The 15,025-nt window shown below is 68.5% G+C and carries 12 protein-coding genes and 1 tRNA gene; 2 read left to right on the forward strand and 11 right to left on the reverse strand.

Translation table 11 applies throughout. The features are described 5' to 3' along the window. Nucleotides 1–85 precede the first annotated feature (85 nt). From AC3A3X_RS09550 to xseA, 3 genes are all read right to left on the reverse strand, one after another. Complete coding sequence (locus AC3A3X_RS09550) at nucleotides 86–1,549, reverse strand: aldehyde dehydrogenase family protein (RefSeq protein WP_487582789.1); 1,464 nt, start codon at nucleotides 1,547–1,549, stop codon at nucleotides 86–88. 35 nt (nucleotides 1,550–1,584) lie between these two features. Next, nucleotides 1,585–3,231, reverse strand: coding sequence for an acetolactate synthase large subunit (locus AC3A3X_RS09555; RefSeq protein WP_487582790.1), 1,647 nt, complete (start codon nucleotides 3,229–3,231; stop codon nucleotides 1,585–1,587). 219 nt (nucleotides 3,232–3,450) lie between these two features. Then, nucleotides 3,451–4,818, reverse strand: coding sequence for an exodeoxyribonuclease VII large subunit (gene xseA, locus AC3A3X_RS09560; protein WP_487582791.1), 1,368 nt, complete (start codon nucleotides 4,816–4,818; stop codon nucleotides 3,451–3,453). Nucleotides 4,819–4,926: 108 nt separating this feature from the next. Between xseA and ispG the strand changes: the two genes are divergently transcribed. Together ispG and AC3A3X_RS09570 are read left to right on the forward strand one after the other, a co-directional pair. Beyond that, nucleotides 4,927–6,207 (forward strand): flavodoxin-dependent (E)-4-hydroxy-3-methylbut-2-enyl-diphosphate synthase, encoded by a 1,281-nt coding sequence (gene ispG / locus AC3A3X_RS09565; RefSeq protein ID WP_487582792.1) that lies wholly within the window; start codon nucleotides 4,927–4,929, stop codon nucleotides 6,205–6,207. Beyond that, entirely contained in the window at nucleotides 6,197–6,886 is a 690-nt protein-coding gene (locus AC3A3X_RS09570; RefSeq protein ID WP_487582793.1) for a phosphatase PAP2 family protein, read from the forward strand. The genes ispG and AC3A3X_RS09570 overlap by 11 nt, the downstream gene beginning before the upstream one ends. 120 nt (nucleotides 6,887–7,006) lie before the next feature. Here AC3A3X_RS09570 and AC3A3X_RS09575 read toward each other — a convergent pair whose 3' ends face one another. From AC3A3X_RS09575 to AC3A3X_RS09610, 8 genes are all read right to left on the reverse strand, one after another. Continuing rightward, nucleotides 7,007–7,894, reverse strand: coding sequence for a DMT family transporter (locus AC3A3X_RS09575; RefSeq protein WP_487582840.1), 888 nt, complete (start codon nucleotides 7,892–7,894; stop codon nucleotides 7,007–7,009). A 23-nt stretch (nucleotides 7,895–7,917) separates the two neighbouring features. Then, a complete protein-coding gene (gene murB, locus AC3A3X_RS09580) occupies nucleotides 7,918–8,955 on the reverse strand; it encodes a UDP-N-acetylmuramate dehydrogenase (protein ID WP_487582794.1) in 1,038 nt (345 codons plus the stop codon). Continuing rightward, nucleotides 8,952–10,010, reverse strand: coding sequence for a quinone-dependent dihydroorotate dehydrogenase (locus AC3A3X_RS09585; protein WP_487582795.1), 1,059 nt, complete (start codon nucleotides 10,008–10,010; stop codon nucleotides 8,952–8,954). The genes murB and AC3A3X_RS09585 overlap by 4 nt, the downstream gene beginning before the upstream one ends. Before the next feature lie 154 nt (nucleotides 10,011–10,164). Next, the gene (gene amaB, locus AC3A3X_RS09590; RefSeq protein WP_487582796.1) at nucleotides 10,165–11,697 is read right to left on the reverse strand and encodes an L-piperidine-6-carboxylate dehydrogenase; all 1,533 of its coding nucleotides are present in this window, start codon (nucleotides 11,695–11,697) and stop codon (nucleotides 10,165–10,167) included. An 82-nt stretch (nucleotides 11,698–11,779) separates the two neighbouring features. After that, nucleotides 11,780–11,856: transfer RNA gene (locus tag AC3A3X_RS09595), tRNA-Arg, on the reverse strand. Nucleotides 11,857–12,049: 193 nt separating this feature from the next. Beyond that, entirely contained in the window at nucleotides 12,050–13,309 is a 1,260-nt protein-coding gene (locus AC3A3X_RS09600; RefSeq protein ID WP_487582797.1) for a dicarboxylate/amino acid:cation symporter, read from the reverse strand. A gap of 85 nt (nucleotides 13,310–13,394) precedes the next feature. Next, the gene (locus AC3A3X_RS09605) at nucleotides 13,395–14,171 is read right to left on the reverse strand and encodes a L,D-transpeptidase family protein (protein WP_487582798.1); all 777 of its coding nucleotides are present in this window, start codon (nucleotides 14,169–14,171) and stop codon (nucleotides 13,395–13,397) included. A gap of 1 nt (nucleotide 14,172) precedes the next feature. Continuing rightward, nucleotides 14,173–15,021, reverse strand: coding sequence for a MurR/RpiR family transcriptional regulator (locus AC3A3X_RS09610; RefSeq protein ID WP_487582799.1), 849 nt, complete (start codon nucleotides 15,019–15,021; stop codon nucleotides 14,173–14,175). Nucleotides 15,022–15,025 lie beyond the last annotated feature (4 nt).

The raw sequence follows: 15,025 nt of genomic DNA on the forward strand, positions 1-15,025 counted from the left end.
CAACGGTCTGGCAGGCCTCACATTCCGCTCGCCCTCACCCCAACCCCTCTCCCGCAAGCGGGAGAGGGGCTAGAAAGCGCGTTGTTCAAGCGGTTGCGTCGCGGATCACCAGCAGACGCTGTTCGGTCATGTCTTCGATCGCATAGCGCACGCCCTCGCGACCGAGGCCCGAGTGCTTCACTCCGCCGTAGGGCATGTTGTCGACGCGGAAGCTCGGCACATCGCCGACGATGACGCCGCCGACATCGAGGCGATCCCAGGCGCGCATGGCGTGGTCCAGGTGCGCGGTGAACACGCCGGCCTGCAGGCCGAAGTCGCTGTCGTTGACCTGGTCGATGGCCTGCTCGAAATCGTCGAACGGCTCCATCAGCGCGACCGGAGCGAAGGCTTCCTTGCGGTACAGATCGCTGTTGCGCGGCACGCCCTCCAGCAGCGTCGCCGGCACCATGTTGCCGCTGCGGGCGCCGCCGGCCAGGCGCTTGGCGCCACCCTTGCGCGCGGCCTCGATCCAGCTGTCCACGCGCTTGGCCGCGGCCTCGTCGATCATCGGGCCGATGAAGGTCTTCTCGTCGCGCGGATCGCCCATCGGCAACTTCGCCACCGCTGCCTTGAGTTTCTTGCGCAGCCTGTCGTAGATGGCCGCGTGCGCGTAGATGCGCTGCACGCTGATGCAGCTCTGGCCGCTCTGGTAGTAGGCGCCGAAGACCAGTCGTTCGACCACGCGGTCCAGCGGCATGCCCGGGTCGTCGTCGATGATGCAGGCGGCATTGCCGCCCAGCTCCAGCGTGACCTTCTTGCGCCCGGCGCGGGCCTTGAGGTCCCAGCCGATCAGGCCGCCGGTGAAGCTCAGCAGGGCAATGCGTTCGTCCTCGATCAGCTGCGCGGCGTCCTGGGTCGAACAGGCCAGTACCGAGAATGCGCCACGAGGCAGGTCGGTCTCGGCCAGTATTTCGGCAATGATCAGCGCGCCGATCGGTGTCTTCTCCGAGGGCTTGAGTACGAACGGGCAACCGGCGGCAAGTGCCGGCGCCACTTTATGCGCGACCAGGTTCAACGGAAAGTTGAACGGCGTGATGAAACTGCACACGCCGATCGGCACGCGCTTCACCATGCCGCGGTAGCCGCGCGTGCGCTTGGAGATCTGCAGCTCGATCACTTCGCCGTCGATGCGGGTCGCCTCGCCGGCGGCGATGCGGAAAGTATCGATCAGCCGGGTGACCTCGCCGCGTGCGTCGGCGATGGGCTTGCCGGCCTCGATGCACAGCGCCAGGGCAAGCTCGTCGAAGCGTTCCTGGAAACGCATGACGCAGTGTTCGAGCACGTCGCGGCGGGCATCGGGCGGGAAGGCGGCGACCGCCTCGCGTGCCTGGTGGGCGGCCACGATCGCCTTGCGTACCGCCGTGGCGTCGGCCAGGGCGACACGGGTCGCGCGTTTTCCGCTGTACTTGTCCAGTACGTCCAGGTCGGTGTTGGCGGCGACCGGACGGTTGGCGAGGTAGTACGGGTAGCTGGCCATCAGGCCGGAGGCGGCGCGCTTTGGCTTGGCCATGTCGTTCTCCGATGAAAGAAAGGGGGGGCGGATGACTACTGCAGGACGGCGCTCAACTTCGGAATCTCCTCGTTGAGCAGGCGGTCGTCGTCGCTGTAGTCGATGGGCACTTCGATCAGGTCGATTCCCGGGGTGTCCAGGGCACGCTGCAGCATCGGCGCGAACTCGTCGGCGGAGGCGGGGCGATGCCCGCGTGCACCATAGCTGCGCGCATAGCGGACGAAGTCCGGATTGCCCAGGTCCATGCCGAAGCTCGGATAGCGCTCGTGCGCCTGTTTCCACTTGATCATGCCGTAGGCGTCGTCGCGCAGCACCAGCACGGTGATGTCCAGGCCCAGGCGCACGGCGGTTTCGAGTTCCTGCGAGTTCATCATGAAGCCGCCGTCGCCGCATACCGCCAGCACGCGCCGATCCGGGCAGACGATTCGCGCCGCGATCGCCGAGGGCAGGCCGGCGCCCATCGTCGCCAGGGCGTTGTCGAGCAGCAGCGTGTTGGGTTCGCGGCAACGGTAGCAGCGGGCGAACCAGAGCTTGTAGAGGCCGTTGTCCAGGCAGACCACGTCGCGCGGGCCCATGACGCTGCGGACGTCGGCGACCAGTCGTTGCGGGGCCATCGGGAAGCGGTCGGCGTCGCTGCGTTCGACCAGGTTGGCCAGCAGCGCGGCGCGCACCCGGTCGAAGAAGGCGAAGTCCCAGTGTGCTTGCGCCGACAGCACCTCGCCCAGTTGCCAGACGGTGTTGGCGATGTCGCCGACGACCTCGATCTGCGGGAAGTACACCGCATCTACCTCGGCGCCTTCGTAGTTGACGTGGATGACGGTGCGGCGTCCCTCGCGCATGAAGAACGGCGGTTTCTCGATCACGTCATGGCCGATGTTGACGATGCAGTCGGCGGCATCGATCGCGCGGTGGACGAAGTCATGATCCGACAGCGCGGCGTTGCCCAGCCAGAGCGGGTGCAGCTCGTCGATCACGCCCTTGCCCATCTGCGTGGTGAAGAACGGGATGCCCAGCTTGTCGATGAACGATCGCAACTGGTGCGCGGTGGTCTTGCGGTTGGCGCCGGCGCCGATCATCAGCAAGGGGTGGCGCGACTGGCTGATCGCGGCGGCGGCGTGGGCGATGGCTTTGTCGTCGGCGATGGGGCGTCGCGAGAAGGAGGCGGGAATCAGGCGCGCGCCGGTTTCGTCACCGGCGATGTCCTGCGGCAGCTCCAGGTGGGTGGCGCCGGGGCGTTCTTCCTCGGCGCGGCGGAAGGCCTCGCGCACGCGCGCCGGGATGGCGTCGGCGGAGACGATCTGGCGGGTGTACTTGGTCAGCGGCCGCATCGTGTCGACCACGTCGACGATCTGGAAGTGGCCCTGGCGGCTGGTCTTGATCGGTTTCTGGCCGGTGATCATCAGCATCGGCATCGCGCCGAGCTGGGCGTAGGCCGCCGGCGTGACCAGGTTGGTCGCGCCGGGACCGAGCGTCGACAGGCAAACGCCGGCCTTGCCGGTAAGGCGGCCGTAGGTGGCGGCCATGAAGCCGGCGCCTTGTTCGTGGCGGGTCAGGACCAGGCGGATGCGCGAGGTGCGCAGCGATTCGAGCAGGTCGAGGTTTTCTTCGCCCGGAATGCCGAAGACGTATTCCACGCCCTCGGCTTCGAGCGCGGCGACGAACAGATCGGAGGCCTTGGTCATGCACGCTTCCTCGGGCACGGGTCCGCGCATCGTAGCGGGGGGCGTGTGAGGGATGCTTGAGCCCACTCCCACGAGATGGTGAGTGGTTGGCGTGAGGAATGTTGAGCCCCTCTCCCGCTTGCGGGAGAGGGGTTGGGGTGAGGGCAGCTGTGCGCATCGCGAAGAGCGCCCTCATCCGCCCTTCGGGCACCTTCTCCCGCACGCGGGAGAAGGGGAGGATCAGTCGTCCTTGGGCTCGACCCGCACCTGCAGCTGCCCATCGCTCAACCGCGCGGCCAGCCGGTCACCCGGTGCCGCATCCAGCACGCTGCGCACGACCCGGCCGTCGGCATGCTGCAGGATCGAATAGCCGCGAGCGACGGTAGCCAGCGGGCTCACCGCTTCGAGCGAGCGTGCCAGGCCGCGCAGGTGCATCGCGTCCTTGGCCAGTCGGCGCACGATGGCCGCCTGCGGACGCGGGCGCAAGGCCGCCAGGCGTTCGCGCAGGCGGGCAATGCGGCCTTGCGGATGGGCGGCGCGCAGCACCGCATCGGCATGGCGCAGGCGAGCGCGCTCGCGTTCGAGCTGCTGGCGCCAGGCGGCGTTGAGGCGACGCAGGGCTTCGCGCTGGCGGCGGCCGAGCGCTTCCAGTCGCGCTTGTGGACGCATGGCGTTGAGACGCAGCGCGGCGCGGTCGGCGCGCTGCATCGCCTGGCGCAGGCGTTGCGTGTGCAGGTTGCGCAGGCGCGATTCGAGGATGCGCAGGCGATGCAGCAGGTCCTCGCGATTGGGCGCCAGCAGTTCGGCCGCGACAGACGGCGTCGGTGCGCGCACGTCGGCGGCGAAGTCGCTGAGGCTGAAGTCGGTTTCGTGGCCGACCGCCGACACGATCGGCACCGGCGAGGCCGCGATCGCGCGCGCCAGGCGCTCGTCGTTGAACGCCCACAGGTCCTCGAGCGAACCGCCGCCGCGCGCCAGCACCAGCACGTCATAGCGTGCCGAGGCGATGGCCCGTTGCAGCATGGCAACTATTTGCGCCGCCGCCCCCTCGCCCTGGACCTGGACCGGCAGGACGTCGGCCTCGACCAGCGGGAAGCGCCGCGCCAGCACGCTCAGCACGTCGCGCACGGCCGCGCCGCTGGGGGAGGTGATCACGCCGATGCGGCGGGCGAAGCGCGGCAGCGGCCGCTTGCGCTCGACATCGAACAGGCCTTCGGCGGCCAGGCGCGCGCGCAGTTCCTCGAATGCGCGCCGCAGCGCGCCTTCGCCGGCCTCTTCCAGGTGGTCGAACACCAGCTGGTATTCGCCACGGGCTTCGTACAGCGTCAGGCGGCCACGGCCGAGCACGCGCAGGCCTTCGCGCGGGACGAACTTCAGCCAACTGCTCTTGGGGCGGAACATCGCGCAGCGGACCTGGGCGCGCGCGTCCTTGAGAGTGAAGTAGAGGTGGCCCGAAGAGGGCCTGGAGACATTGCCCAGCTCGCCCTCGATCCACACCTGCGGGAACGCTCCTTCCAGCAGATCGCGCGCCAGCGTGTTCAGCTGGCTCGGCGTCAGCACCTGGTCGGCGTGGCCGCCCGGGCCCGGTTCGGTGGGGAAGTCGTTCATGGACTGCTGGCTATCACGGCCGGTCAAGGTAGCGCAGCGGCCGCCACGGGTCACCCCCGGGTCAGCCGCAGGTGGGGCTGGCTACGCGCCTGGCCTACAATGGCAGCCATGAATTCACATGCTCCCGCGCCCTGCGCACACCCCGGCTTCGGCCCGCTCCCGCGACGCCTGACGCGTACCGTGCGCATCGGCGGCGTCGAAGTCGGCGGCGGCCAGCCGGTGGTCGTGCAGTCGATGACCAATACCGATACCGCCGACGTGGCCTCGACCACCAGGCAGGTCGCCGAGCTGTGGCGCGCCGGTTCGGAAATGGTGCGGGTGACGGTCAACACGGTCGAAGCCGCCGCCGCCGTTCCGCGCATCGTCGACAAGCTGGCGATGATGGGCGTGGAGGTGCCGATCATCGGCGACTTCCACTACAACGGCCATCAACTGCTGACCGCAGAGCCGGCCTGCGCCGAGGTGCTGGCGAAGTACCGGATCAACCCCGGCAACGTCGGCTTCGGCAAGAAGAAGGACAGCCAGTTCGCCACGCTCATCGAGCTGGCGATCAAGCACGGCAAGCCGGTCCGCATCGGCGCCAACTGGGGCTCGCTCGACCAGGCCCTGGCTGCACAGCTGATGGACGAGAACCACAAGCTCCCCGAGCCGCGCGAAGCCGCCGAAGTGCTGCGCGAGGCGCTGATCCGCTCGGCACTGGACTCGGCTGCGCGCGCGGTCGAGCTGGGCCTGTCGGCCGACCGCATCATCCTCAGCGCCAAGGTCAGCGGCGTGCAGGAGCTCATTGCCGTGTACCGCGAAATGGCCCGTCGCAGCGATTTCGCCCTGCATCTGGGCCTGACCGAGGCCGGCATCGGCAGCAAGGGCATTGTCGCCTCCAGCGCCGCGCTCGCCGTGCTGCTGCAGGAAGGCATCGGTGACACCATCCGCATCTCGCTGACACCCGAACCGGGCCAGTCGCGCACCAACGAAGTCATCGTCGCCCAGGAGCTGCTGCAGACCGTGGGCCTGCGCGCGTTCACGCCGATGGTCACCGCCTGCCCGGGTTGCGGCCGCACCACCAGCACCTTCTTCCAGGAGCTGGCGCAGAAGGTGCAGGAACACGTGCGGGCGAAGATGCCGGTGTGGAAGATCAGCCATCCCGGCGCGGAGAACCTGACCCTGGCGGTGATGGGCTGCGTGGTCAACGGCCCGGGCGAGTCGCGTCACGCCAATATCGGCATCTCGCTGCCGGGCACGGGCGAGGCGCCGTCGGCACCGGTGTTCGAGGACGGCGAGAAGACCGTGACGCTGCGTGGCGAGAACATCGCCCACGAGTTCGTCGAGCTGATCGACCGCTACGTCGAGCGCAAGTACGGCGCGGCAGACGACGCAGCGCGTGCCGGCTGAGGGCAGCGGCGCACTAAGCCAGGAGCTGTGCTACGGCGCAGACGTGCTGCGTCGCTACGGCGGCCGGCTGCTGCTGGTGTTCGTTGGCCTGTTGTTGCCGCTGTGGGGCTTCGCCGAGCTGGCCGACGAAATCCACGAGCAGGAAGCGATCGCGTTCGACGAACCGATCCTGCATTTCGCCCATGATCTTGCCCGAGAAGGCTTCGATCGCTTCTTCGTGCTGATTTCGCGGATCGGATATCTGTGGGGCGTGGTGCCATTCGACATCGCGCTGGTGCTGGTCCTGACCTTGCTGCGCCGATACCGCGAGGCCACCTTCGCCGCGATCGCGCTGGCCGGTTCGGCGCTGCTCAACATCGCCACCAAGGCGGCGTTCGCGCGCGAGCGGCCGTCGCTGTGGGGCTCGATCGCACCGGAGCACAACTTCAGTTTTCCCAGCGGACACGCGATGGGCTCGATGACGCTGGCCTGGGTGCTGGTGCTGCTGGCATGGCGCACGCGCTGGCGCTGGCCGATGGTGGCGCTGATGCTGCCGTTCGTGGTGCTGGTGGGATTGTCGCGGGTGTACCTGGGCGTGCATTACCCGTCGGACATCCTCGCCGGGTGGGCGGCGGCGAGTGTGTGGGCGGTGGTGGTGTATCTGCTGGTGTACTGGGGTGGCTTGCGACCGTGGCGTTGAATCTCCCTTCTCCCGCTGGCGGGAGAAGGTGCCCGGAGGGCGGATGAGGGCGTTTTTGGCGGTGACCGTCGCCTGCCCTCACCCCAACCCCTCTCCCGCACGCGGGAGAGGGGCTTTCCATCAGCCGCCTGGCGTCGCGGCCGACGTCGGCGCAGCCGTCGCCGCGCGCCGCGTCAGCACCGCCTCGCGATGGGCGATATAGGCATTGGCCGACAGGATGATCGCCGCGCCCGCCCAGGTCCATCCGTCCACGCTCTCGCCAAACCACAACCAGCCCGCGGTCGCGACCAATGGCAGCTGCATGAAACTGATCGGCGTCAGCGCGGAAACCTCGCCGAGCTTGAGCGCATGGGTCCACAGAACCTGGCCGCCGGTGCCGAAGATGCCCGCACCGATCACCCACAGCCAGGCGATCCCCTGCGGCCATTCCCACACCCAAAACGCCGGCAGCAGCGACATCGGCACCCAGAACAGATAGGTGTAGAGGACGATGGTGTTGGCCGCGTCCACGCGCGAGAGCTGCTTGATCTGGATCGCGACGACACCGCTGAGCACCGCGGCGAGCAGCGCGATCAGCGTGCCGGTGCTGAACTCGGCCGAGCCCGGCCGCACGATCACCAGCACGCCGACAAACCCTATCGCCACCGCCGCCCAGCGCCTGGCGCGGACGTGCTCGCCGAGGAAGATCGCCGCGGCGATCGTCACGAACACCGGCGTGGAGTACGACAGCGAAATCGCCTGCGCCAGGGGCAGGTGCCCAATCGCCCAGAAGCCGGCCAGCATCGAACCGATGCCGATCGCGCAGCGGACGAAGTAGCGCGGCAGCTGGCGCGTGCGCAGCGAGGCGCGGTCGACGCCGGCGATCAGCGGCAGCACCGCCATCAGGCCGAACAGGTTGCGGAAGAACGCGATCTCGAACGTGTGCAGCGTCGCCGATGCCAGCCGGATCGTGATCGCCATTGCGCCGAAGCACAGCGTGCTGGCGAGCATGAAGCCCGCCGCGCGCATCGGGGTTGAGGTTGCTGCTGCGTTCACCAGGTGGCGCCGATGACCCGCGGTTCGGGCTCGATCGCCACCTCGAAGCGCGTGCGCACCGAGTCGGCGATGCGCCGGGCCAGGTCGAGCAACTGCTGGCCGCTGGCGTGGCCATGGTTGACCAGCACCAGCGCATGCGTCGCAGCGACGCCGGCGTCGCCGTCGCGGTGGCCCTTCCAGTCACAGGCGTCGATGAACCACGCGGCCGACAGCTTGCGCGTGCCGGCATCGTTGCCACGGAACACCGGCATCGTCGGGTATTGCGCCTGCAGCGCTTCGGCCTGGGCCAGCGCCACGATCGGATTCTTGAAGAAGCTGCCGGCGTTGCCGAGCACGGCGGGGTCGGGCAGCTTGCGACGGCGGATCGCGATCACCGCATCGGCAACGTCGCGCGGCGTCGGTGCGGCAATGCCCATCGCCACGATCTCGTCGCCGATGCCGGCGTAGTCGAGTTTCAGCGACGGCGCGCGCGGCAGCGCGAACTCGACCGCGGTGACGATGTAGCGATCGGGTTCGTGCTTGAACACGCTGTCGCGGTAGGCGAACGCGCAGGCGTCGGCGTCGAGGCGATGGAGCTGGCCGCTGGCCGGTTCAAAGGTCTCGACGGCGTGGATGAATTCGCGCACCTCGACGCCGTAGGCGCCGATGTTCTGGATCGGCGCGGCGCCGACCGTGCCGGGAATCAATGCCAGGTTCTCGAGTCCGGCCAGGCCCTGGTCCAGCGTATGCATCACGAAGCCGTGCCATTGCACGCCGGCATCGGCGCGGACGATGGCGACGCTGTCGTCGCGCAGCACGCGCACGTCCTGACCGGTCAGTGCCAGCACCGCTGCCTCGGGATTGCCGGCGAACAGCAGGTTGCTGCCGCCTCCGAGAACCAGCGGCGGACGTTCGCGGAACTCCGCACGCGTCAGAAGTTCCGGCAGGGCGCGGGCATCGCCCAGCTCAGCCAGCCACGACGCGCGCGCCGCGACGCCAAAGGTGTTGCGATGATCGAGCGGGGCATCGCGCAGGATGCGGACGGCCTCGCTCATACGATCGGCGGCATGTTGCCCCGGCTCGGGGCTTCCTTGCGTCGGCGCATGGCCTCGACGCATTCGTGCACCAGGGCCGGGCCGCGGTAGACCAGGCCGGTGTAGCACTGCACCAGGGTCGCACCGGCGGCCATCTTGGTCGCGGCGTCGGCGCCGGAGAGGATGCCGCCGACACCGATCATCGGGATCGATTCGGGCAGGCGCGTGCGCATCATCCGCAGCACCGCGGTGGCCTGGCCCATCAGCGGCCGGCCCGACAGGCCGCCGGCCTCGGAGGCATGCGGGGCACCGTCGATACCGATGCGCGAGACCGTGGTGTTGGTGGCGATGACACCGTCGACCTGAAGGTCGCCAAGTACGCGCGCGGCCGCCTCGACATCGTTGTCGCTCAGGTCCGGGGCGATCTTGACCAGCATCGGCACGCGCTTGCCGTGCAATGCGCCCAAGCGCTCCTGCGCTTCGCGCAGGATAGACACCAGCCGCCGCAGCGACTGCTCTTCCTGCAGCTCGCGCAGGCCGGCGGTGTTGGGCGAGGAGATGTTGACGGTGACGTAGTCGGCGAGCGGGTAGACGCGCTCCAGGCAATGCAGGTAGTCGGTTTCCGCCGATTCGTTCGGCGTGTCCTTGTTCTTGCCGATGTTGATGCCGAGCAGGCCGCCGCGACGGCGGGCCTTGCCGACATTGCGCACCAGTTCGTCGACGCCGGCGTTGTTGAAGCCGAGGCGATTGATCACCGCCTTCTGATCCGGCAGGCGGAACATGCGCGGCTTCGGATTGCCTTCCTGCGCACGCGGGGTGACCGTGCCGACTTCGACGAAGCCGAAGCCCAGCGCCAGCAGCGCATCGATGTGCGCGCCGTTCTTGTCCAGGCCGGCGGCCAGGCCGACCGGATTGGGAAAGGTCAGGCCGAAGGCGCGCGTCGGCAGCGGCGCCGGGCGGCGGCCCAGCAGCGGGCCCAGTCCGCTGCGATAAGCCGCTTCCAACGCAGTGAGCGTGGCGCCGTGCGCCGTCTCTGCGTCCAGTCCGAACAGGAAGGGGCGGACGATGGAGTACATGTCAGCCCCTTGCCGTCACGTAGACGCCACGCACGAGGGCACGCGTGCCACCGGGCACCAGGCTGACGTCAGCGAGCGTGCTGTTGTCGCGACGGACGACTGCTTGCATGCGGCGGGTCCTGGTTCCTGTTTCCGGGTTCCGATGGCGGGGCGGTCAGAGGTCGAACTTGATGCCCTGTGCCAGCGGCAGCGCGTCGGAGTAGTTGATGGTATTGGTCTGCCGGCGCATGTAGGCGCGCCAGGCATCGGAACCCGACTCGCGACCGCCGCCGGTTTCCTTCTCGCCGCCGAACGCACCGCCGATCTCCGCACCGCTGGTGCCGATGTTGACGTTGGCGATGCCGCAGTCCGAACCGGCCGCCGACAGGAACGCCTCGGCCGACTTCAGGTTCTGGGTGAAGATCGACGACGACAGGCCCTGCGGCACGTCGTTCTGCAGCTCGATGGCCTCGTCGAGCTGGCCGTACTTCATCACGTACAGGATCGGCGCGAAGGTTTCGGTCTGCACCACTTCGGCGTCGTTCGACAGGCCGGTCACGATTGTCGGCAGGACGAAGTTGCCTGGGCCGTCGATGGCGGCGCCGCCGGTCTCGACCTTGCCGCCGCTGGCCTTGGCCTTCTCGACGGCCTCCAGGTAGGCCTGGACCGCGTCACGGCTGTTGAGCGGGCCCATCAGGTTGTTCGGGTCGGTCGGGTCGCCGATCTTCTTCTCGACCTGCTTGTAGGCGGTGATCAGCTTGGCCAGCACGTCATCAAAGATCGACTCCTGCACGAACAGGCGGCGCGTGGTGGTGCAGCGCTGGCCAGCGGTGCCGACGGCGCCGAAGGCGATGGCCGGGATCGCCAGCTTCAGGTCGGCACTGGGGTCGACGATGATCGCGTTGTTGCCGCCCAGCTCCAGCAGCGAGCGGCCCATGCGGCGGGCGACGCGCTCGCCGACGATGCGGCCGACCTTGGTCGAGCCGGTGAAGCTGATCAGGCCGACGCGCTTGTCGTCGACGAAGTTCGAGGCCAGCTCGGTGCCGGCATCGTTGAACAGGAAGAAGATGTCCGGGAAACCGCCGGCCTTGAGCGCGGCGTTGCAGATCTTCATCGAGGCGATCGCCGACAGCGGCGTCTTCGGCGAGGGCTTCCACAGGGTGATGTTGCCGCAGATGGCGGCGATGAAGCTGTTCCAGGCCCACACCGCGACCGGGAAGTTGAAGGCCGAGATCACGCCGACGATGCCGATCGGGTGCCACTGCTCGTACATGCGGTGGCCGGGGCGTTCGGAATGCATGGTCAGGCCGTAGAGCTGGCGCGACAGACCGACGGCGAAGTCGCCGATGTCGATCATCTCCTGCACTTCGCCGTCGCCCTCTGGCTTGGACTTGCCCATCTCCAGCGCGACCAGCGAACCCAGCGCGTCCTTGTGCTTGCGCAGCGCATCGGCGCACAGGCGCACGGCTTCGCCGCGGCGCGGGGCCGGGGTGGTGCGCCAGACCTTGAAGGCGGCCTGGGCACGGTCAACGATTGCGTCGTAGTCGGCCTGCGAGGAGGCCTGGACCTTGGCCAGCACCTCGCCGTTGGTCGGGTTGATCGACTCCAGAACGCCGGCGTCACGGGTCGGCGACCATTCGCCGCTGCCGAGGTAGGTGCCGGATTCGGTATCGGTCAGGCCGAGGGCGGTGAGGACGGGGTGGGTCATCGGACGTGCTCCTGGGGGACTTGAAGGCGAGGCGAGATGGCGCTGGAAGCAGGTTCCAGCCGCAACCTCCGGCTCACCGCAATGGCGGCCCCGACACGATTCGAACGTGCGACCTGTCCCTTAGGAGGGGACCGCTCTATCCAACTGAGCTACGGGGCCAAGCTTTGAAATCAGGGTTAACTAAATCAGGGGTTTGGGAAACGCGAGCGCGGCATTTTCGCATGATTGCGTCGGATTCGGGTTGGCCAGGTTGCCCGATCCCCCCGCCTGCCACGGGGAGAGGTAGGAGCGAGCTTGCTCGCGAACCCACGTTCGGCGCACCGGGCAAGCCAGGTCGCGAGCAAGCCCGCCCCTACAAGGGAGACGTTTCGGCTGCGGCCTCGGGCTCGGTCTGGCCCTTGGCCACCACCGCCGTGGCGGTGAGATCGCCGGTCACGTTGCCCAGCGTGGCGAACACGTCCGGGATGGTGTCCAGCGCCAGCAGCAGGCCCAGCGGCTCCACCGGCAGGCCCATCGCCTGGGTCACCGGCATGTTGGTGGCCATGAAGCTGACCTGGCCGGGCAGGCCGACCGAGCCCATGCTGATCACCACGGCCAAGGCCGCGCCGGCCGCCATCTGCGCGGCGCTGAGGTCGACGCCGTAGGCCCAGGCGACGAACGACGCCACGCCGATGTACTGCATCGGGCTGGTGATGCGGAACAGCGACACCGCCATCGGCAGCACCAGCGAGGTCACGCTGAGCGGATGGCCCAGGCGCACCCGCGAGCTTTCGATCATCGCCGGCAGCGAGGCCAGCGACGACTGCGTGCTGGCGGCCACCGCCTGCGCCGGCACGATCGCGGCGGCGAAGCGGCGGACGCGTTCGCCGCCGGCCAGCACCGCGATCGGGTACATCAGCGCTGTCGCGCACAGGTACATCGCCGACAGGATCGCGATGTACCAGCCGAACGCGCCGATCATGCCGTGGCCGACTCGCGCGCACACCGCAAGCACCAGCGCGAACACGCCCACCGGCGCCGCCCACAACACCCAGCGCACGATCACCACCATCACGTCGGCGATGGACTGGACCAGTTCGAGCAGGCGCTCACGGCGGTGGGGCTCGATGCGGGTCAGGGCGAAACCGAAGAACAGCGCGAACACGACCAGCGGCAGCATCGCGCTCTGCGCGGCGGCGGCTATCGCGTTGCTGGGAATGACACCGGCGAACCAGTCGGCCAGCGAATTGGGCAGGCTCAGCTGGGCGGTGCCGGCGGTGGCCGCGCGCAGCGATTCGGCCAGGCCTTCCTGGCGCGGCACCAGCGAGAACAGCAGCGGCGCCACGATCGCGGCGAACGCGGCGCAGACGCTGAGGATGATCACGAAGGTGATGATCGCCTTGCGCGCGGTGCGCCCGGAGGCGGCGGCGTCCGTGGCGGTGTTGACGCCGATCACCACCAGCGCCGCCACCAGCGGCACCACGGTCATCTGCAGGGCATTGAGCCAGAGCCGGCCGATCGGCTGGACGAAGTCGGCGACGCCGGTCGCGGCGGTGACGTCCCACCAGGCCAGCAGCAGGCCGATGAGGGCACCAAGAAAGAGTCCGAGCAGTACGCGGGCGGTGGTCGACACGGGAAATCCTGGCAAAAGAAGGAAATGTAGGAGCGACCTTGGTCGCGACCAGGCGTCCGGCGGCCGGTCGCGACCAAGGTCGCTCCTACAGTGTGGGCAAATTCCAGGCTTGTTGCAGCCTTTCGTACTCCGCCATCGGCAGCAGCACGAACACCGGCTTGCGCTTCGGATCCAGCCACGCCAGCAACTGCTGCATCACCGGCTCGGCCATCGCCGTGCAGCCGGCGGTCGCCTCGCCCGGCGCCTTCCACAGGTGGGCGAAGATGCAACTGCCGGCGCCGCTGCGATTGCCGGGGTTGTGCTCGATCACGAAGCCGAGCTTGTAGCGCTGGTCGCCGCCGGCATGCAGGTCGCGACGCATCGGTTCGGTCGAGCCGGCGACGGCGTCGGCGCCGACCTGGCGTGCGTCGACGATGCGGTTGTACAGGGGCGATGCGTTGACGTCGATGCAGTAGTCCGACGCCGTCATCGCCTGGTAGGGCCAGGCGCTGGCCGTGCTGTCGGCATAACCGAACGCGGTGCCGATGCGGAACACGCCGGCCGGTGCGCGGCCGTCGCCTTCGACTTTCTGCGGTTGGCCCGACTGCGGCGCGTGCAGGCCGACACCCCAACCGGAACCACTGCGACCGACCGTGATCGGCGCCGCCTCTCCCAGCGCACGCCAGCCACTGCCGTCACGCTCGTAGCGCTGCAGCGTGCCGGTGTTGGCGTTCCAGTCCGCGGTCGTCACCACGACCATCTGTGTTGCGCCGTTCCACGGCCGTTTCGCCTGGCCTGGCTTCATGCCGGCGCAGCCGACGAGGGCAACTGCGACCAGGGTCGCGGCGGCGAGGGCGAGCAGGGGGCGGATCGGATCGGTCATCTCAGCTGTCCAGCAGGTCCTGCATGCGTTCGAAATTGAAGTCCAACTGGCTGCGGCGGTCGTCGTTGCCATCGCACAGCAGGATGAAGATGAGGTCGAGCAGGTGCTGCAGCGCGCACTGGTACAGCAGCGGCTCGATATGCCGGCGCTCGTCGTGGGCCGATACCAGCAACGCCGCATCGGCATGCGCCCGCAGCGGATTGGGCGTGTGGCGGCTGACCGAGATCACCTTGCCGAAACGCTCGCGGAACAGGCGGCTGATCTGGCACAGCGCCGGCTGCCTGCCGTGCTCGGAGAACACCAGCAGCACATCACCTGGAGCGGCGCTGGAGACGCCGGCCTGCATCAGGATCGCATCGACGTAGTGCACGGTGAGGATGCCCAGCATCGACAGGCGCGTGGCAAACGCGCGCGCCGGAATGCCGTCCTCGCCCAGGCCGATGATGAATACCTTGCCGGCCTGCTGGATTGCCGCCGCGATCGCGTCGATGCGCTCGGGTGGGTTGATCAGGCGCGTGGCCGCTTCGGCCTGCGCCTTGAGGTGCCACAGATCTTCGGCGAGCGCGGCATGCGGGTCGTCGTTGCGCACTTCGCTGGCGACGGTGTCGTCGCCGCCGTCGCCGCGCGCGACCGCCTGGCCGATCGAGTACTTGAGGTCCGGATAGCCCTTGTAGCCCAGCTTCTGGCTGAACTTGACCACGCTCGACTGGCTGATGCCGAGCGCGTTGGCCAGCTGCTGCGAGGAGTAGTCGCGCAGCAGGTGGGCGTTGTCGAGCAGGAAGTCGGCGATGCGGCGTTCGATGGCGGACATCTGGTCGCGTTCGGATCGGATCTTCAGCAGGGGCGACATGGCG

This window comes from Lysobacter sp. Soil_N_23, from assembly GCF_057656135.1.

What these genes read in the sequence shown, in the direction of transcription:
- AC3A3X_RS09550 (WP_487582789.1), bottom strand. Translation starts at nt 1,549, where the DNA reads ATGGCCAAGCCAAAGCGCGCCGCCTCCGGCCTGATGGCCAGCTACCCG.
- AC3A3X_RS09555 (WP_487582790.1), bottom strand. Translation starts at nt 3,231, where the DNA reads ATGACCAAGGCCTCCGATCTGTTCGTCGCCGCGCTCGAAGCCGAGGGC.
- xseA (WP_487582791.1), bottom strand. Translation starts at nt 4,818, where the DNA reads ATGAACGACTTCCCCACCGAACCGGGCCCGGGCGGCCACGCCGACCAG.
- ispG (WP_487582792.1), top strand. Translation starts at nt 4,927, where the DNA reads ATGAATTCACATGCTCCCGCGCCCTGCGCACACCCCGGCTTCGGCCCG.
- AC3A3X_RS09575 (WP_487582840.1), bottom strand. Translation starts at nt 7,894, where the DNA reads ATGCGCGCGGCGGGCTTCATGCTCGCCAGCACGCTGTGCTTCGGCGCA.
- murB (WP_487582794.1), bottom strand. Translation starts at nt 8,955, where the DNA reads ATGAGCGAGGCCGTCCGCATCCTGCGCGATGCCCCGCTCGATCATCGC.
- AC3A3X_RS09585 (WP_487582795.1), bottom strand. Translation starts at nt 10,010, where the DNA reads ATGTACTCCATCGTCCGCCCCTTCCTGTTCGGACTGGACGCAGAGACG.
- amaB (WP_487582796.1), bottom strand. Translation starts at nt 11,697, where the DNA reads ATGACCCACCCCGTCCTCACCGCCCTCGGCCTGACCGATACCGAATCC.
- AC3A3X_RS09605 (WP_487582798.1), bottom strand. Translation starts at nt 14,171, where the DNA reads ATGACCGATCCGATCCGCCCCCTGCTCGCCCTCGCCGCCGCGACCCTG.
- AC3A3X_RS09610 (WP_487582799.1), bottom strand. Translation starts at nt 15,021, where the DNA reads ATGTCGCCCCTGCTGAAGATCCGATCCGAACGCGACCAGATGTCCGCC.